This window comes from Bradyrhizobium sp. AZCC 1693 (assembly GCF_036924745.1).
Lineage (GTDB): Bacteria > Pseudomonadota > Alphaproteobacteria > Rhizobiales > Xanthobacteraceae > Bradyrhizobium.
The window spans coordinates 1,378,955-1,397,457 of sequence record NZ_JAZHSD010000001.1 but is presented as its reverse complement, the minus strand read 5'-3'; the positions used below and the strand labels follow the sequence as shown (position 1 = coordinate 1,397,457).

At 62.5% G+C, this 18,503-nt stretch carries 15 protein-coding genes; 11 read left to right on the top strand and 4 right to left on the bottom strand.

All coding sequences use genetic code 11. From position 1 onward, the window contains the following. Positions 1-33: 33 nt before the first annotated feature. The 4 genes from V1293_RS06905 to V1293_RS06890 all read left to right on the top strand — a co-directional run bounded on the left by V1293_RS06905 (position 34) and on the right by V1293_RS06890 (position 5,612). Positions 34-2,523, top strand: a complete 2,490-nt coding sequence (locus V1293_RS06905; RefSeq protein ID WP_334507888.1) for a penicillin-binding protein 1A — start codon at positions 34-36, stop codon at positions 2,521-2,523. 91 nt (positions 2,524-2,614) lie between these two features. Further along, positions 2,615-3,746 (top strand): peptide chain release factor 2 gene (gene prfB, locus V1293_RS06900; RefSeq protein ID WP_334507886.1). Its coding sequence is split into 2 segments (ribosomal slippage): positions 2,615-2,683 and positions 2,685-3,746, totalling 1,131 coding nucleotides; the frame shifts between segments, so codons are not numbered across the junction. Positions 3,747-3,749: 3 nt separating this feature from the next. Continuing rightward, positions 3,750-4,622 carry an NAD(P)-dependent oxidoreductase gene (locus V1293_RS06895; RefSeq protein ID WP_334507884.1) on the top strand — a complete coding sequence of 291 codons (873 nt, stop codon included), beginning with the start codon at positions 3,750-3,752 and terminating at the stop codon, positions 4,620-4,622. Between the two features lie 75 nt (positions 4,623-4,697). Continuing rightward, entirely contained in the window at positions 4,698-5,612 is a 915-nt protein-coding gene (locus tag V1293_RS06890) for a DMT family transporter (protein ID WP_334507882.1), read from the top strand. Between the two features lie 35 nt (positions 5,613-5,647). Here the strand turns inward: V1293_RS06890 and V1293_RS06885 are convergent, their stop codons facing one another. From V1293_RS06885 to V1293_RS06870, 4 genes are all read right to left on the bottom strand, one after another. Continuing rightward, positions 5,648-6,619: an ABC transporter permease gene (locus tag V1293_RS06885; RefSeq protein ID WP_334516648.1), complete on the bottom strand. Its 972-nt coding sequence runs from the start codon at positions 6,617-6,619 to the stop codon at positions 5,648-5,650. A 73-nt stretch (positions 6,620-6,692) separates the two neighbouring features. Continuing rightward, on the bottom strand, positions 6,693-8,195 hold the full coding sequence (locus tag V1293_RS06880) for a sugar ABC transporter ATP-binding protein (protein ID WP_334507881.1): 1,503 nt from the start codon (positions 8,193-8,195) through the stop codon (positions 6,693-6,695). Between the two features lie 6 nt (positions 8,196-8,201). After that, complete coding sequence (locus V1293_RS06875) at positions 8,202-9,221, bottom strand: sugar ABC transporter substrate-binding protein (RefSeq protein WP_334507880.1); 1,020 nt, start codon at positions 9,219-9,221, stop codon at positions 8,202-8,204. 148 nt (positions 9,222-9,369) lie between these two features. Next, on the bottom strand, positions 9,370-9,798 hold the full coding sequence (locus V1293_RS06870) for a globin (protein WP_334516647.1): 429 nt from the start codon (positions 9,796-9,798) through the stop codon (positions 9,370-9,372). A gap of 486 nt (positions 9,799-10,284) precedes the next feature. On the opposite strand from V1293_RS06870, the gene V1293_RS06865 reads away from it, so the two are divergent. The 7 genes from V1293_RS06865 to V1293_RS06835 all read left to right on the top strand — a co-directional run bounded on the left by V1293_RS06865 (position 10,285) and on the right by V1293_RS06835 (position 18,502). Next, positions 10,285-10,653, top strand: coding sequence for a DUF2946 domain-containing protein (locus tag V1293_RS06865; RefSeq protein WP_334507877.1), 369 nt, complete (start codon positions 10,285-10,287; stop codon positions 10,651-10,653). Between the two features lie 93 nt (positions 10,654-10,746). Then, positions 10,747-13,137 (top strand): TonB-dependent receptor family protein, encoded by a 2,391-nt coding sequence (locus tag V1293_RS06860; RefSeq protein ID WP_334507875.1) that lies wholly within the window; start codon positions 10,747-10,749, stop codon positions 13,135-13,137. Between the two features lie 29 nt (positions 13,138-13,166). Beyond that, the gene (locus tag V1293_RS06855; RefSeq protein ID WP_334507873.1) at positions 13,167-14,381 is read left to right on the top strand and encodes a sialidase family protein; all 1,215 of its coding nucleotides are present in this window, start codon (positions 13,167-13,169) and stop codon (positions 14,379-14,381) included. Further along, on the top strand, positions 14,378-14,878 hold the full coding sequence (locus V1293_RS06850; protein ID WP_334507871.1) for a TlpA family protein disulfide reductase: 501 nt from the start codon (positions 14,378-14,380) through the stop codon (positions 14,876-14,878). Before V1293_RS06855 ends, V1293_RS06850 begins: the two co-directional genes overlap by 4 nt. 106 nt (positions 14,879-14,984) lie before the next feature. Further along, on the top strand, positions 14,985-15,491 hold the full coding sequence (locus tag V1293_RS06845) for a copper chaperone PCu(A)C (RefSeq protein WP_334507869.1): 507 nt from the start codon (positions 14,985-14,987) through the stop codon (positions 15,489-15,491). A gap of 341 nt (positions 15,492-15,832) precedes the next feature. After that, on the top strand, positions 15,833-17,152 hold the full coding sequence (gene proS, locus V1293_RS06840) for a proline--tRNA ligase (protein ID WP_334507867.1): 1,320 nt from the start codon (positions 15,833-15,835) through the stop codon (positions 17,150-17,152). Positions 17,153-17,221: 69 nt separating this feature from the next. Continuing rightward, a complete protein-coding gene (locus V1293_RS06835) occupies positions 17,222-18,502 on the top strand; it encodes a lipoprotein-releasing ABC transporter permease subunit (protein WP_334507865.1) in 1,281 nt (426 codons plus the stop codon). Position 18,503 lies beyond the last annotated feature (1 nt).

Here is an 18,503-nt window from a genome sequence, read left to right as displayed (position 1 = left end):
TTACGGTGCCAGGGTTGGAATGGAACTTCGCTAATGCGCTTTGTGGTCCGGTTTTTGGGTTTCCTGTTTACCGCCGGGACCGTCGTGTTCCTGGTCGGCGTGGCCGGTGTCGCGGGCGCGATCTGGCATTTCTCCAGGGACTTGCCGGACTATTCGCAACTTCAGGATTACGAGCCGCCGGTAATGACGCGCGTCCACGCATCCGATGGTGCGCTGCTCGGCGAGTATTCCAAGGAGCGGCGCCTCTATCTGCCGATCCAGGCGATGCCAAAACTCGTCACCAACGCGTTCCTCGCGGCCGAGGACAAGAACTTCTACGAGCACGGCGGCATCGACTTCACGGGCATGGCGCGCGCGGCCGTGGTGTTTGCGCAGAACTTCGGCTCCAACAAGCGTCCGCAGGGCGCCTCGACGATCACCCAGCAGGTCGCAAAGAACTTCCTTCTGACCAACGAGGTCTCGTTCACGCGCAAGATCAAGGAAGCCCTGCTGGCGATGCGCATCGAGCGCGCCTATTCGAAGGATCGCATCCTCGAACTCTATCTCAATGAAATCTATCTCGGCCTCGGTGCCTACGGCATCGCCGCAGCGTCGCTGGTCTATTTCGACAAATCGGTGAACGAATTAACGGTTGCGGAGGCCGCGTATCTTGCAGCGCTTCCGAAAGCGCCGGGCACGTTGCATCCGGTGCGCAACCGCGATCGATCGATCGAGCGGCGCAATTACGTGATCGACCGCCTGCTGGAAAACGGCTGGATCAAGCAGGCCGATGCCGACAAGGCCCGCAAGGAGCCGCTGACCGTGACCAGCCGGTCCAACGCCGCGCATACCTTTGCCGGCGAGTATTTTGCCGAGGAAGTCCGGCGTGACATCTTCGAGCGCTACGGCGAAAAGAAGCTCTATGAAGGCGGGCTGTCGGTCCGCACCACGCTCGATCCGAAGCTGCAGGTGATGGCGCGCAAGACCATGGCCGCCGGCCTGGTGAATTTTGACGAGGCCCAGGGTTGGCGCGGAGCTATGAGCAAGCTCGACATTTCCGGTGACTGGGGCGTCAAGCTCGCCGAAGTCAAATCGCTCAGCGACATCTCGCCGTGGCGGATGGCCGTGGTACTCGAGACCTCTGACCAGTCGGCCCGCATCGGATTCCAGCCGAGCCGCGAACTGGGAGGCACGATCTCCAAGGACCGGCAAACCGGCCTCATCACGCTGGAAGGTGTCCGCTGGGCGAGGGCGGCTTCCGCCTCAGCCCGCGGCAAGGCGCCGGGCGCGGTCTCGCAAATTCTTTCGCCGGGCGACGTGATCTACGCCGATCCGCTGATCAAGGATGGCAACCCGGTCGAAGGCCAGTATCGTCTGCGGCAATTGCCTGAAGTATCTGGCGCCATGGTCGCGATGGATCCGTTGACCGGCCGCGTGCTTGCGATGGTGGGTGGCTTCTCGTTCGACCAGAGCCAGTTCAATCGCGCGACGCAGGCCTATCGACAGCCGGGATCTACGTTCAAGCCGCTGGTCTATTCGGCGGCAATGGACAATGGCTACACCCCGGCGACCATCATGATCGACGGGCCGATCGAGATCGATCAGGGGCAGGGCGCCGGCGTCTGGCGTCCGGAGAACTTTTCGGTTGGCAGTTATCGCGGCCCCATTACGCTGCGCGAAGCCCTCAAATGGTCGGTCAACACCGTGACGGTGCGGTTGGCGCAGGATGTCGGCATGCCCTTGATCGGTGAATATGCCAAACGCTTCGGCGTCTATGAGGAGTTGCCGAACTATCTTTCCTATTCGCTCGGCGCAGGCGAAACCACTGTCATGCGGATGGTCACGGCGTATTCTATGTTCGCCAATGGCGGCCGGCGGGTGAAGCCGACCCTGATCGACCGCATCCAGGACCGCTACGGACGAACGATTTTCAAACATGATGCGCGCGAGTGCCGCGGCTGCGACGCGCCGGGCGGCTGGAAGAATCAGCCCGAGCCCCAGCTTGTCGACCGCAGGGAGCAGGTGCTCGATTCGATGACGGCCTACCAGATCACCTCGATGCTGGAGGGGGTGGTGCAGGGCGGCACGGCGTCGGTCATGCGCGAGGTCGGCAAGCCGATCGCCGGCAAGACCGGCACCACCAGCGACGGAAAAGATGTCTGGTTCATCGGCTTTTCGCCGGATCTCGTCGTCGGTCTCTATCTTGGCTATGACAAGCCCCGTACTCTAGGCAGGGCCGCGCAGGGCGGCCATACCGCTGCGCCGATCGTCAGAGATTTCATGAAGCTCGCGCTCGCCGACAAGCCGGCGACGCCGTTCAAGATACCCGCCGGCATCAGGCTGGTCCGCATCGATGCCAAGAGCGGCATGCGCCCCGGTCAAGGCGAGGGCGGCCGCACCATCCTGGAAGCCTTCAAGCCCGGCACCGCGCCGCCGGACAATTACTCCGTCATGGGCGCCGCCGACCAGGATGGACGCGTGCAGCAGGAAGTCCCGCCCGACGCCGGCAACATCATGCGTCCCGGAACCGGCCGGCTTTACTAGCGGCTGGTTTGCGGATTGCGCTTTGCGGCGCAGGCCGCTACATCCCTCTCACGTAATCCAGTAGCGGTTCCGACCGCAGACAGAAGAGACCATGCGCGCCGAAGTCGAACGCCTCGTAGAAGAGATCAAGCAGTCAGTCGGGCTGCTGAGGAGGCATCTTTGACGTCGAGAAATCAACGGCTCGGCTCGCCGAGCTGAACAAGCTCGCCGAAGATCCCAATCTCTGGAACGATCCCCAGAAGGCCCAGAAGCTGATGCAGGAGCGCACCTCGCTGGTGGATGCGCTCGAGGGCATCGGCAAGGTCGAGCGCGAACTCGACGACAATGTCGAGATGATCGCGCTCGGCGAGGCCGAGAACGATGAAGGCGTGGTGGTCGAGGCCGAGAACGCGCTAAAGGCCCTGAAGAAGGAAGTCGCGCGCCGCGAGCTGGAAGCGCTGCTGTCGGGCGAAGCCGACCGGTTCGACTCCTACCTCGAGGTGCATGCCGGCGCCGGCGGCACCGAAAGCCAGGACTGGGCCGCGATGCTCTTGCGCATGTATACGCGCTGGGCGGAGGAGCATGGCTTCAAGATCGAGTATCTCGAAGAGACTCCCGGCGAAGAAGCCGGCATCAAATCCGCCACCATCCAGATCAGCGGGCACAATGCCTATGGCTGGCTGAAGACGGAAGCGGGCGTGCACCGCCTGGTGCGGATCTCGCCGTTCGATTCCAACGCGCGCCGGCACACGTCGTTCTCGTCAGTGGCGATTTTTCCGGTGGTCGATAACAGCATCAAGATCGACATCGCCGAGTCCGACGTGCGCACCGACACCATGCGCTCGGGCGGCGCCGGCGGCCAACACGTTAACAAGACCGAATCCGCGGTACGGCTGACGCATATTCCGACCGGCGTCGCGGTGGTCTGCCAGGCCGGCCGTTCGCAGCACAAGAACCGTGCGCAAGCCTGGGACATGCTGCGCGCGCGGCTCTACGAAATCGAACTGAAGCGGCGCGAGGAGCAGGCCGCCGCCGATCAGGCCGCCAAGACCGATATCGGCTGGGGCCACCAGATCCGCTCCTACGTGCTGCAGCCCTACCAGATGGTGAAGGACCTGCGCACCGGCGTGCAGACCTCCGATACATCGGGTGTGCTCGACGGCGACCTCGACGAGTTCATGGCCGCGACGCTGGCGCAGCGTGCGTTCGGCACCGCCCCCGGCCAGGTCGAGGATGTGGATTAATCCATGACCAAAGTCGCCTTCATCGGGCTCGGCCGCATGGGCCACGGCATGGCGGGCCGCTATCTCGATGCAGGTTTTGACGTTGCGGTGTGGAATCGCAGCAAGACCAAGGGCAAAGACCTGATCGCGCGCGGCGCGCGCTGGACTTCGTCACCGGCTGATGCCGCCGATGGCGCTGATGCCGTCGTGACCATGGTTGCCGATGACGAGGCGTCGCGGTCCGTCTGGCTCGGCAAGGATGGCGCCGCCGCAAGGATGAAGGCGGGATGCCTCGCGATCGAATGCTCAACCGTCTCGCACCAGCACGCGCTCGACATGGCGCGCGAACTGCGCGGCCGTGGGCTTACCTACATCGACTGCCCCGTCACCGGCCTGCCGCAAGCGGCGGCCAGCGGGAAATTGACCTTGCTCGTCGGCGCGGATGCGGCTGATCTCGATCGCGCAAAACCCTATCTCTCACCGATCGGCGATGTGATCAGGCATTTCGGCGCCGTCGGCACCGGCACCGTCTTCAAGCTGATCAACAATCTGATGGGCGCGGTGCAGATCGCGAGCCTCGCCGAAGGCATCGCGATCGCCGAGCAGGCCGGCCTCGACAGGAACCTCGTGGCTGAAGCGCTCGCGACCGGCGCGGTAGCAAGCCCGCAGGTGATCCGTCACTCCAAGCGAATGGTAGCGCGCGACTTCTCCGGCGCGTCGTTCACGTCAGCGCTCCGTCATAAGGATGCAGTTTATGCCGTGAAATTGGCCGAGAGCCTGCTTGCTGACGCACCGCTGATCGGGCACGCGGCGGTCGAAGCTTATGCAAAGGCGAAAGCTCAGATGCCCGACGACGACGAGGGCAGGATGATCGAGATCGTGTCGCGGCCGAAATAGCCACCGATGTCCGGAAATCGGGTGGCAAAGTCCGGCGCCGCGGAATAGAGCCGTAGCCTCCTGATTTGAGCCGCCATGAGCACAAAAGACGCCTCGATTGACACGCGCGACTGGTCGCTGCTCGGCCTGCTCTCGATCCTGTGGGGCGGGTCGTTCTTCTTCAACGGCGTGGTGCTGAGGGAATTGCCGCCGTTCACGCTCGTGCTGTTGCGCGTGCTGCTGGCCGCCATGATCCTGCTGCCGGTGCTTTGCGTGCAGCGACTGCCGTTTCCGAAGGGGTGGATGGGCTGGCGGCCATTCTTCCTCGTCGCCTTGTTCAACAATGTGCTGCCGTTCTCGCTGATCGTCACCGGACAGTTGTACATCCCGAGCGGGCTGGCTTCGATCCTCAATGCCACCACGCCGCTGTTCACGGTGGCGGTGATGACGGCGGCGGGCGAGGAGAAGCTCGTCATCAGGCGTGTGGCCGGTGTGATCGTCGGCCTTGTCGGCGTCGTGATCCTCCGCGGCAGCGGCCTGGACTTTGCCAGCGGGCAGGGGCTCGGCGTCCTGCTGTGTCTCGCGGCGGCGCTGAGCTACGGCATCTCCGCGCTGATAGCGCGGCGCGCGCTATCGGATTCGCCGCCGCTTGCCACCGCCACGTTTCAATTGATCGCATCGAGCCTGATGATGACCCTCGTCGCCGGCATTTTCGAGCGTCCCTGGCAATTGCCAATGCCGGGCGCGGTGACATGGTTCGCGGTGCTCGGTCTTGCCGGCTTGTCGACGGCGCTGGCCTATATTGTTTTCTTCCAGATCCTGCGGCGCTCCGGCGCCACCAATGTCATGCTGGTGACGCTGCTTGTGCCGGTCACAGCCATCCTCCTCGGCTCGCTCGTGCTCGGCGAGCAGATTTCGCCGCGTGAAATCGCGGGCGCACTGGTGATCGGCAGCGCGCTGCTGTTGATCGACGGCCGCGTGCTGAAGTTTCTCGAGGGCGGGCTGACCTGAAAAGTGGCGCTGCATGTCGGTCTCGGCGGGCGGCCTTAAACGGCAGTCCGCTCGCGCAATCGCTGCGCATAGACGTTGATGATCAGCGCGGTGAGCAGGATGAGGCCGCGGATCAGGATTTTCAAAAAACTGTCGATGTTGACGTGATCAAGCCCGTTGTTGAGGACGCCGAGCACGAACAGGCCGACGATGGTGTTGCCGATGCCGCCGCGGCCACCAAAGAGACTGGTGCCGCCGACCACGACGGCGGCGATGGAATCAAGCAGATAGGTGTCGAACTCGTTCTGCTGCGCGCTGCCGAAATGAGCCACGCCGAGCATGCCGCCGATGCCGGCGCACACGGCGGAGATGACCATGACGCTGCCGAGGATCAGCTTGACGTTGAGGCCGGAATATTCCGCCGCCTCGCGGTTTCCGCCGACCATGTAGACGTAGCGGCCGAAGCGGGTGTAGGTCAGCACCAGATGGCCGCCGAGCAGCATTAGCGCTGCAACGATCACGATCCAGGGAATGCCGCCGATCGACGTCGAGCCCAGCGTCGTGACAAGCGGGGGCACCTTGTAGGCGATCTGCCCGCGCACCAGCAGCGCCGAGATGCCGGCCGCGATCTGCATCATCGCCAGCGTCATGATGAAGGAGGGGATGCCGATGACCGTCAGCCCAAAGGCGTTGACGAGGCCGAGCAGGGCGCACAGCGCCAGCGCCAGCAGGATCGCGGCCCATCCGGGCATCGGCACGTTGGCGATGTTGACGTAGGATTCCTGCAGCGTGAAATAAGCGACGGCGATGCCGGTGACGTTGGCGATGGCGGCGATCGAGAGATCGATCTCGGCGCAGAGAATCACGAAGGTGAGGCCGACGGCGATAATGCCGGTGACCGAAATCTGGGTGAGGATGTTGCCGAGATTGTCGAGCGTCGCAAACGAGGGGCTGGCGGCAGCGAAGAAGCCGAACAGGCAGATCAGCGTCAGGAACGGCGCGATGTTGCGCATCTGGGAGCGCATCATCGCGGCGAGCCGGTGCGGGCGTTTGCGATCCGCGGCGACTGTCACGCTTTGACCTGAAGTCATGTCGGTCTCCTCACGCCGCTTCCAAGAGGCGATCCTTGCTGATCCGTTCGTTGGCAAACTCCCGCACGACAGCGCCGCGCTTGAGCACGATGACGCGGTCGGCGAGCGACAGCACCGTCTCGGGCTCGGTGGAGAGCACGATGATGGCGAGCCCCTTGGCGCGCAGATCGCGGATGATGTGGATGACGTCGTTCTTGGCGCCGACATCCATGCCACGGGTCGGCTCGCACAGCACCAGGAGCCGGGGCGGGTAGCTCAGCCATTTTGCCAGCGCCACCTTCTGCTGGTTGCCGCCGGAGAGCATGCCGAGGTCGAGATCGACGACGGCGGGCCTGATCCGCAACTGCTCGACCTGCCGGGTCGCGATCGCGCGCTCGCGCGACGGCTTGAGCAGCAGCGACGAAATGCGATCGAGGATGCTGATCGAGACGTTCTTGTAGACCGGCTCCTGGTGGAACAGCATGTCGCGCCGGCTCTCGGGCACGAAGGCGATCCCGGAGCGCCTGGCGTCCGCCGTGCTGCGAAAGGCCTTTTGGTTGCCTGCGACCGCGAGCGTGCCGAGATCGGGCTTTATTTTACCGAACAGGATACGGGCCAGTTCGAGCTGCCCGCATCCCATGAAGCCGTAGATGCCGAGCACCTCGCCGGCGCGGGACTCAAACGAAACTTCGCGCAGGCGGCCGGCCAGCGTCAGCCCGTTTGCATTCAGCACCACTGGCTGATCGGTCGGCGGCGGCAGCATGATGTCGTGGATGTAGGTTTCCTCCAGCGCCTCGCGGCCCTTGCCGATCATCGCCTCGATCAGCGCGGGCTTGTTCGTCTCCGACGCGGCCGTCTCCGCGACCTTCCTGCCGTTGCGGAACACCGTCACGGTGTCGGAGACGCGCAGGATGTCCTCGATGAAATGCGAAATGAAGACGATGCTGGTGCCTTCGTCCCGCAAACGTTTCAGCGTCGCGAACAGCCGCTCCACTTCCGGCGGCGACAGTGCCGAGGTCGGCTCGTCGAGGATGACGATGCGGGCGCCCGAGAACAGCACGCGGGCGATCTCGATCAACTGCTGCAGCCCGATCGGCAGGTCGCCGAGCCGCGACATCGGATCGACGTCGATGCCGAACCGCTTCAATTGTTCGCCCGCTTCGCGCGCCATCCGCCGCCACTGGACGAGGCCCAAACGGTTGGTCGGCTGGTTGCCCAGAAACACGTTCTCGGCCACCGTCAGGTCGGGCGCAACGCTAAGTTCCTGATGGACCATGGCGATACCGGCCGCATGCGCGTCGCGCACCGACCGAAAGCGGGTTTCTTTTCCGTCCAGCACGAACCGGCCGGAAAAATCCGCATGCACACCGGCGATGATCTTCATCAGCGTGCTTTTGCCCGCGCCGTTCTCGCCGACGAGACCATGGATCTCGCCGGCGGTGAGCGCAAAATCGACCCCACGAAGCGCCTCGACTCCGCCAAAGGCCTTCGTGATGTCGTGTAGTGCGAGGATGGGCTTAAGTCCCCTGGACATGCTGGATCAGATCAGAAAGTGATCCTCCATCCATTGCATGCCGGCCGCATTGGCTTTCGTCACCACCGGGCCGTCCGTGATTACATGCTTCGGAATGCCCTGTCCGCTCTTCTCGCCTCCGGTCACCGCGGCGACGCCGGCGATGATGGCGCCGCCATGGATGCGGCAGGAAGGGTTACGGACGGTCGCGAACATGCGGCTTTCGCTTACCGCCTGGATCGCCGGCGGCATGGCGTCGACGCCGCCGATCAGGATGTTGGTGCGGTTGCGCGCCTTCATGATGTTGTAGGCGGCCAGCGCCATGTCGTCATTGTGGAAGAACGCCGCGTCGATTTGCGGATGCTTCGTCAGATAGGTCTCCCATAGCCGAGCTGTCTTCGAGACGTCCCAATCGGCCGGCTGGGTGTCGAGCACCTCGATGTTGGGAAATTGCTTCACGACGGACTCGAAACCCTTGGCGCGGCCTTGCGCGCCGGTATGGCCGAGCGCGCCTTGCGTCATGATGATCTTGCCCTTGCCGCCCATGGCGTTGCAGAGCGCCTGCGTCACCGAAGCGCCCATGAATTCATTGTCGGGCGCCAGGAACGAATGGACCTTGATCTGGTCGAGCGGCGCGATCAGCGTGTCCATGTCGATCACGGGCGTGCCGGCGTCGATCATCTTCTGCACCGGCTGGGTCAGCGTGCCGATGCCGAACGCCTGGATGGCGACGAAGTCCCATTTTTGTGAGGCCATGTTGTCGATCGCGGCGCGCTGCTTAACCGCGTCGAGTTGGCCGTCGAACCAGGTGACCTCTACGTTGAACAGCTTGCCCCACCATTCGGCCGCCTGCTTGCCTTGGGCGCACCAGGTGGCCTGCAGGCCTGCATTGGAGAATGCCGCCTTTAGCGGTTTCTCCGATCGTGCCGCTGCCGCCAGCGCCGGGTTGATGCCCAGTCCGCCGAGCAGGGCGGTTGCCGCGCCGCCAGTCGCCGCCGCTTGAAGAAGATTACGCCTTGTCGTTGAGGATTTCTCAGTCCCGGACATCGCTCGCTCCCTCGTTTGTCATTTGTTATCGCCGACGGCGTCGATTGCACGCACCGCTGAACGAGGCAGTCTCTCACACTCGGTGCGAATGTCCACCGGTCGAGCTAGCGGCTTGCAACGGTCGTGTCTGGAAATTTTTTGTAGCCGGTTATCCCCGATCCGGAGAATCCTGGCGCTCTTGCGCTGCAACGAGGCGCTCGATCTCGCCGAGCAATTGCTGCCATGCCGCATCGATTTCGGCAGACCAGTCGTCTGCCAAAACTTCCCGCAGCGCCTGCGCGATGATGCCGAAGAACGCGACGAACAAGGTGCGGGGCGTGCCGTAAGCATCATGCGAAGCCACTTCGCATTCGATCAGGCGGAAATGGCCGGTGCGCGCTCCGGCAAAGTCCAGGATCGCGTCGATGGTGAGCGCCAGCATCGAACCCTTGACGAGTTCGCTGCCCTCGGTGCGGAACATCGTTTGCGCCTCGGGGTGCGCATCGAACAGTCGGCGATAGACCAGCGGCGTCAGATCTTCGCAACGCGCGCCGGCGATTTCAAAACTTCGCTCGATCGGATTGGATGAGGCGGCCATGTGATTGGAAAGAGTCGGAAGAAAAGAGTCGTGAAACAAGACTCGAAAAAAAGAGCAGGGCCCGGAGCCCTGCTCAAAAATTGTGTCGACCCTTAATTTCCTCGAAAACTTAGATTTGATCTTGATTGTCGAGGCGACGCTGCTTGTGCGCGTCAGGGCTCCTCCCGAGACTTGGACCACCAAGCTTGAGCCTCTCGGCCAGCCTGAGCCCGAATTGGTAGACCATCTTTTTCGTCTTGTCACCATTTTCGGCAACGTTAGTTCAAAATTCCAGCAGTCTGCGAAATGATTGGGAAGTTGCTACTGATGGTTGTGGATTTACCTGCAATACCCCCGAGGCTTGGTATCAGGGTAGGGTGCCTTGCCCGCGGCGTAAAATGCATCGCTTTCCGCCAAGTTTACTCCTTGAAGCTGCAACATAGTTCCGGGAACCTGTTCTCGACTTCGGACTCTCATGGTGATTAGGTCCGAGTCGGATGGTTTGCGATGCGACGGCTGAAGAAATTTCTGCCCATAGTCCTGATTGCCCTGGTGGTGCAGATTTTTGCACCGATCGGCGCATGCTGGGCGGTGAGCATCGCGGCCTCCGATCCGCTCGCCGGCGCCGTCATCTGCCACGGCAATGCGGCGCCCGGTTCAGGGCAGACCGATCAGACCGGCCACCGCGCCCATGACGGGTGCTGTTCGGTTTGCAGCGTGCTGCAGACCGGCGCACCGGTCGATGTGCCGCAGATCGCGGCCGTCGCCGTCGATCGGGTTGCCGAGCGGGTGGCCTGGCTCGATTTTGCCTTCCGGCTGACGAACGCTCGCGCCGGTTCGCACGCGCAGGCGCGCGCCCCTCCCGCCATTTCCTGACGACCTGGAACACCCAATGATCGGTGCGGCGACAGCCGTGCCGGTTGGTGCAGTCATTCAAGCCGGCCAGAGAGCTGGCGTCAGGAATATCTTATGTATCGTTATCATGCCTTGGGTGGCGCGAGCTTAGCTGTGCTCGGCAGCGCGCTCTCGCTCATGCCGTCGACCGCAGACGCTCAAACGGCGCTGCCGGCGGTGACCGTCGAGGCGCCACGCGTCACAGCGGCCAGACCGCTGGCCCGAAAGCCGGCCGTGCGCTCGTCAGCCCGGACGCAGGCGCGGCCGTCTTCGGCCAACCCCGCGCCTGCCGCGTCACTAACAGCGGGCATCACCCCGAGCGTGGCGCGCGCGCTCCTTTACCAGGCGCCCAACGGCCAGATCGCGACGACCGTCGATCGCAGCCAGTTCGACAACCGGCCGGCGTTCTCCGTGGCCGACGTGCTGCGCGAGAGCCCCGGCATATCGGTAAAGCAGGGCAATGGACCCCGCGACATCGGCATCTCGATCCGCGGCTCCAACGCCCGCAACGGTTTTGGTATCCGCAACCTCGTGATCTTCGACGACGGTTTTCCGGTCACCCAGCCGGACGGGCTTTCCCGCAGCGACCTGATCGATCCCAAGGCCTATGGCGCGATCGACGTCATCCGGGGGCCGTCGTCAGCGCTGTTCGGCAATTACGCCACCGGCGGCGCGCTCAATTTCCGCACCCGCTCGGGCCGCACCATCGATGGGGTCGAGTACGGCGTCGAGGGCGGCAGCTTTGGCTATCTCAACAACTACCTCGCCGCAGGCAAGAAGGTCGGCAATTTCGAGTACTCGCTGTTTACCAGCGACGCGCGGGGTGACGGATTTATCCAGAATAGCTGGTTCAATACCCAGACCGTGAACTTCTTGGGGACCTTGCAGGCCACACCCGACGATCGCTTTACCCTCAAATTCATTAACAACAATCTCGACACCCGCCTTCCGACCCGGTTGTCGCTCAACCAGTACTATCAAAACCCGTTCCAACAGGGCTGCGACATGGCGGGTGTGACGGGCTGCGGATCGGTGTCGCTCTTCAACAACGGCTTCAACGGTCTTAAGAGTTCGGTCACCGCCGTGCAGGCCGGACTTGGCCGCGAGGATCGCCGCACCATCGTCGGCGGCCGCTGGGAGCATGATTTCGACAATACGACGACCTGGCGCAACCAGTTCGTGTTCGACGATCGCAACATCAGCCAGCCAACGGGAGCAACCAGCTCGATCGGCGATTTTCCGTCCTACAACTACATGAGCGACGTAACCAAGCGCGGTGAGATATTTGGGCTGGAATCGACAACGTATTTCGGCGCATTCTACAACACGCTGACGGCGTCAAGCGACAACCGCAACGTCATGCCGGGCGGCAACGCGAGGCTCGGTCTTCTGGCGAGCAACGCTTTCAACGATACGTCGAACTATGGCGTTCGCGCGCGCGAAGAACTCAAGCTGACGCCGGACCTGACGGCGGTGGCCGGAATCGGATGGGAAGCCACTCATCTGAAGGGGATCAGCACCTCCTACTTCTACAACACGGTCAATGTCCCAATCGCGACGCCTGGAGTGCCGATACTTGCCGACCGGCAATTCCAGAATACTGCGCCCGAGTTCGCGTTGCTCTACAAGCCGAACAGTGAATGGCAGTTCCGCGGGCGTGTCGCCACCGGTTATGGCACGCCACAGATAGGGAATCTCTTCGTCCTTTCGGACGGTACATCTGGCAACAACACGCAACTCCAGACGCAGAAGAATTTGGGCTACGACCTCGGCTTCGATTGGACTCCAAACCAGGCGCTCAAATTCAGCGCGACCGGCTTCTACGAATTCTTCAGGAACGAGCTGGTTACGCAGGCGACGCAGAAATCAGGAGTCAATTATACATTCAACGCGCCGCGGTCCGAGCATCGCGGGGTCGAGCTAGCCGTTGACTGGAAATTCTATCCGGGCTGGCGGTTCACGGCGGCGTATACCTATCTCGATCAATTTTACACCGAGTATACGGAAGACCTCAGAAGCCCCGGCGTGGCCGGGACGGTCTTCAGCTTCAATCGCGCAGGCAACAAGATTCCCGGCATCTCGCCGCATGAGCTGACGGCGCGGCTTGGCTATGACCAGATGTGGGGGCCCCTGGCAGGTCTCGGTGCGTTCGTCGAGGTGCAGTGGAAGGACTCGTTCTACATGGACAACGCCAATTTGCTGAAGGCGCCCGGCTACGAATTGGTCAATCTCAACGTGCACTACAAGACGGATCTCCAATCCGACTACTTCAAGTCACTGAACGTCTATTTTGAAGTTAGAAACGTGTTTGACCGGACCTATGTAGCTTCGGCGAACAATATTCCGAATACGGTGCAAGCTACGGGAGTCCAGGACGGAGCGATCGCTCTGGCGGGTACGCCCAATTCGATCTACGCCGGTTCGCCGCGCGCGTTCATCGCCGGAATGAAGTTGGCGTTCAAATGATCGGACAACACTGCAGGAGGAGTAAGGCCATGCTGCGAATGAGTTTGCTCGCGACGCTCGCTTTCTCGCTTTGCCAAACCGCAGCGCATGCGCAAATGAACCATCATCAGCATGCCTCGGAAGCGGCGTGCGAGGAGGTCGACTTGCGCTGTGCGTCGAAAGTGACGCCGGCCTTCGCCTCAGATGGCACGCTGTGGCTCGCCTGGATGGCGGGCGGCCGGATATCGGTGGCGAGTTCGAAGGATGAGGGGCGCAGCTTTTCGGCGCCGGTTCAGGTGACCAAGGAAAAGCTCAATCTCGATTGGGGCCCGGATGCGCGTCCCCAGATCGTCGTCGAGAAAAACGGCGGCATCGCGCTGGCGTTTTCGATCTTCAGGGACAAGGCGTTCAACGGCCAGGTGCTTGCCACCCGGTCGGCCGATGGCGGCCAGAGCTTTGCCGAGTTGCGGCCGATCACAGCGAGCAACGAGAGCCAGCGTTTCGCGGCGCTCGGCCTCGATGCTGACGGATCGGTGTTTGCGGCCTGGATCGACAAGCGCAACCGGGTCCCCGCGCAGCAGGAGGGCAAGAAGTACGAAGGCGCAGGGCTGTTCTTTGCGTCATCGAAAGACGGCGGCGCGACTTACTCCGAGGCGCAGTTGGCGAGCGACAACACCTGCGAATGCTGCCGGCTCGGTCTGGCATTCGCAGGCTCCGGCCGTCCCGTGGTGGTGTTCAGAAACATCTTCGAAGGCGGCGTGCGGGATCACGCGGTCATGACATTCGCTGATCCGGCGACGCCAAGCGAGGTTCGCCGCGTCAGCAACGATGATTGGCAGATTTCGGCCTGCCCGCATCATGGGCCCAGTCTTTCGATCTCGCCTGCAGGCACCTATCACGTGAGCTGGTACACCAACGGCAAGGTCCGCAAGGGGCTGTTCTATGCCCGCTCGGACGACCAAGGCCGCACGTTCTCCGATCCGCTTCCGCTCGGCCGATCCGACCGCAACCCCACGCGGCCGTATGTTCTTGCCGGCCCGCACGGCGCCACCATGGTCTGGAAGGAGTTCGACGGCGAGAAGACCTCGGTCAACGCGATGACCTCGCATGACGAGGGCAAGAGCTGGTCAACGCCGGTCACCATCGCCACGACGACGGATACGTCCGACCACCCGCTGCTGGTCAGCAACGGACAGAAGACCTTCCTTTCCTGGATGACCAAGGCCGACGGCTATCGCCTTCTGCCAATCGGAGACGGATCATGAAGCGACTGCTGCTCGCCGCGATATTCCTCATTGCATCTCTCGCCGCCGCGCCGGCCGGCGAGACGCCGTCCGAACTCAAGCCGTTCGTGCGGGGAAGCTGGCAGGAAATGCTGCGTTCGCACAAGGGGCGTCCGACGCTGGTGCATTTCTGGGGCGTCACCTGTGGTCCTTGCAAGGTCGAATTGCCGCTGCTCGGACAATTCATGAAGGACCATTCCGAACTCGACGTGGTGACGATCAGCGCCGATCTCGTCCCGAATCTTCCGGCTGCGACGCGCGCGATGCTGGAGAAGGCCGGGCTGGGGGCGGCGGAGAACTGGATTTTCAGCGACGGTTTCGTCGAACGCCTCCGATTCGAGATCGACCCGGCCTGGCAAGGTGATATCCCGCGCACGCTGCTGATCGCGCGGGACGGAACGGTCACCACGATCGAAGGCTCGGCCGAAATACCGGACCTCGAAAAATGGCTGGTTCAGCAAAAAGTCGCGAGCAAATAAAGATACTCCCGATATTGTGAATATTAACGTTGCGTTCTCAAGTTAAGGCAACAGCGGGCCCGTCGTCCGCTGTGCCGGCCATACTTCATCAATCGAAAGACATACGATGAAACCCGTTCTGCAATTCTTCGCCCTCGCCACCCTGTTTGCACTCCTGAGCGCGCCCGCGCCAGCCCAGGAAGTCAAGGCCGGCGATCTCGTCATCACGCAGCCCTGGAGCCGGGCGACGCCCGGCGGCGCGAAGATTGCGGGTGGCTTTCTCACGATCGAGAACAAGGGCGCGGCGCCGGACCGGCTGATCAGCGGGGCCGGCGATATCGCGGGCAAGGTCGAAATTCACGAGATGGCGATGAACAATGGCGTCATGACCATGCGCCCGCTCGACAAGAGCCTCGTGATCGAGCCCGGCAAGACCGTCAAGCTGGCGCCGGGTGGCTACCACCTGATGCTGATGGATCTCAAGCAGCCCTTCAAGCAGGGCGACAAGGTGCCGGTCACGCTCGAATTCGAGAAGGCGGGCAAGGTCGCGCTGTCGCTCGACGTGCAGGGCGTTGGCGCGCAGGCGCCCGCGGGCGGGGACATGAAGCACGATCATTCCGGCATGAAGAAGTAAGAGAGGGGCGTTCTTCGCAGTCTGGATTGGGCAGGGCCCGAGGGGATCGACGGTCATCGGTCTCATCAGTGCGGTGGCTCGAAGCGAAACCCATTATCGATCGAGCCCGTGCTGCCGGCATCGATGAGTATCGCTGCGCTCCAGCCATCCTGCGAACTGCCGCTACCCGCCTTCGCGGGGGGTATGACGCCGTTGTGAAGATACGAGCACCACGAGGTCCAAAAACGGGCCGAAAATCCGCCTTTTCGGCCGCTTTTCACCGGCCCCGGCCTTGTATTTTCGCACCCGATCCGGTTTCACTGCACCTCTTCCGGTATCCCACTGATTCCTTGAGTTGTCCCATGCGGTTGTCGCGGTTTTTTCTACCCATCCTGAAAGAGAACCCGAAAGAGGCGGAGATCGTCTCGCATCGGCTGATGTTGCGCGCGGGCATGATGCGGCAGGAAGCGGCCGGCATCTACGCCTGGCTGCCGCTGGGCTTTCGGGTTTTGAAGAAGATCGAGCGGATCGTTCGCGAGGAACAGGACCGCGCCGGTGCACTGGAACTGTTGATGCCGACGCTGCAGCTTGCCGACCTCTGGCGCGAGAGCGGCCGCTACGACGCCTATGGTCCGGAGATGCTGCGCATCGCCGATCGCCACAAGCGCGAATTGCTGTACGGGCCGACCAATGAGGAAATGATCACCGAGATCTTTCGCGCTTACGTCAAATCCTACAAGAGCCTGCCGCTCAATCTCTATCACATCCAGTGGAAGTTCCGCGACGAGCAGCGCCCGCGTTTCGGCGTGATGCGCGGCCGCGAATTCCTGATGAAGGACGCTTACTCCTTCGACATCGACGAGGCGGCGGCGCGCCGGTCCTATAACCGGATGTTCGTGGCTTACCTGCGCACTTTTGCGCGGATGGGATTGAAGGCGATTCCGATGCGCGCCGAGACCGGCCCGATCGGCGGCGATCTCAGCCACGAATTCATCGTGCTCGCGGAAACCGGCGAATCCGGCGTGTTCTGCAACAGCGACGTGCTCAATCTGCCGATCCCGCCCGATGATGTCGATTATGACGGCAATCTCACCGACATCATCAAGCAATGGACATCGGTCTATGCCGCGACCGAGGACGTCCATGATGCTGCGCGTTACGAACGCGAAGTGCCCGCCGACAAGCGCGTCAATACGCGCGGCATCGAGGTCGGCCAGATCTTCTATTTCGGCACCAAATATTCTGAGGCAATGAAGGCGTTGGTCGCCGGCCCTGATGGCGTCGACGTGCCGATCCATGGCGGCTCCTACGGCGTCGGCGTCTCGCGTCTGGTTGGCGCCATCATCGAGGCCTGCCACGACGATGCCGGCATCAAATGGCCGGAGGCGGTGGCGCCGTTCACGGCTGTGATCCTGAACCTGAAGCAGGGGGATGCGGCCGTCGATGGCGCCTGCGAGAAGCTTTATCGGGAACTTCAGGCCAAGGGCGTCGACGTGCTCTATGACGATACCGACCAGCGCGCCGGCGCGAAATTCGCGGCCGCTGACCTGATTGGTATCCCCTGGCAGATTCTGGTCGGGCCGAAGGGCCTCGCCGAAGGCAAGCTCGAGATCAAGCGGCGCAGCGACGGTTCGCGCGAGAATCTCAGCCCGGCGGAAGTGGTGGCAAAGATAGCGGGATAAGATATCCACCGCGCTTGTAATGTTGGCCATTAAGGCCACATTTGGCCCGAATCATGGGATTATCGAGTAATGGATGAGACCATGAACGACACAGCCCGAACCCCGCCTTTTGCGCCCTTCGAATGGCTGTTGTCCGGACGTTACCTGCGCGCGCGTCGCAAGGAAGGCTTCATTTCGGTCATCGCCGGCTTTTCGTTCCTCGGCATCATGCTCGGCGTCGCTACGCTGATCATCGTGATGGCTGTAATGAACGGCTTCCGCAAGGAACTCCTGGACAAGATCCTCGGGCTGAATGGGCATTTGCTGGTGCAGCCGCTGGAATCGCCGCTGACCGACTGGCAGGACGTCGCCGAGCGCATCAGCCAGGTCGACGGCATCCGCCTTGCCGCGCCGGTCGTGGACGGTCAGGCGCTGGCGTCCTCGGCCTTCAACGCCGCCGGCGTGCTGGTGCGCGGCATGCGGTCCGCGGACCTGAACAACCTCACCTCGATCGCCAAGAACATCAAGCAAGGCACGATGGAAGGGTTTGACGAGGGGCAGGGCGTCATCATCGGACGCCGGCTCGCCGATCAATTGTCGCTGCATGCCGGCGACACCATCACGCTGGTCGCGCCCAAGGGCGCGGTGACCCCGATGGGAACCACGCCGCGCATCAAACCTTACAAGGTGGCGGCCGTGTTCGAGATCGGCATGTCGGAATATGACGCCAGCTTCGTGTTCATGCCGCTGCCGGAATCGCAGGCCTATTTCAACCGCAAGGACGACGTGACCGCGATCGAGGTATTCACCACCAACCCCGATCGAATCGACGCGTTCCGCAAGAGCGTAACGGAGGCCGCGGGGCGGCCGGTGTTCCTGGTCGACTGGCGTCAGCGCAATTCGACCTTCTTCAACGCGCTTCAGGTCGAGCGCAACGTGATGTTTTTGATCCTGACCATGATCGTGCTGGTTGCCGCGCTGAACATCGTTTCCGGCCTGATCATGCTGGTCAAGGACAAGGGGCAGGACATCGCGATCCTGCGCACCATGGGCGCCTCGCAGGGCTCGATCATGCGGATATTCCTGATCACGGGCGCTGCGATCGGCGTGGTCGGCACGCTGACCGGCTTCTTCGTCGGCATGCTGATCTGCCTGAATATCGAATCGATCCGGCAGTTTCTGTCCTGGATGACCAACACCGAATTGTTCTCGCCGGAACTCTACTTTCTCTCCCGGCTGCCGGCCGAGGTCGATTTCGGCGAGACGACCGCGGTCGTGATCATGGCGCTGACGCTGTCGTTCCTGGCGACGCTCTATCCGTCCTGGCGCGCCGCACGCCTCGATCCCGTCGACGCGCTGCGGTACGAGTGAG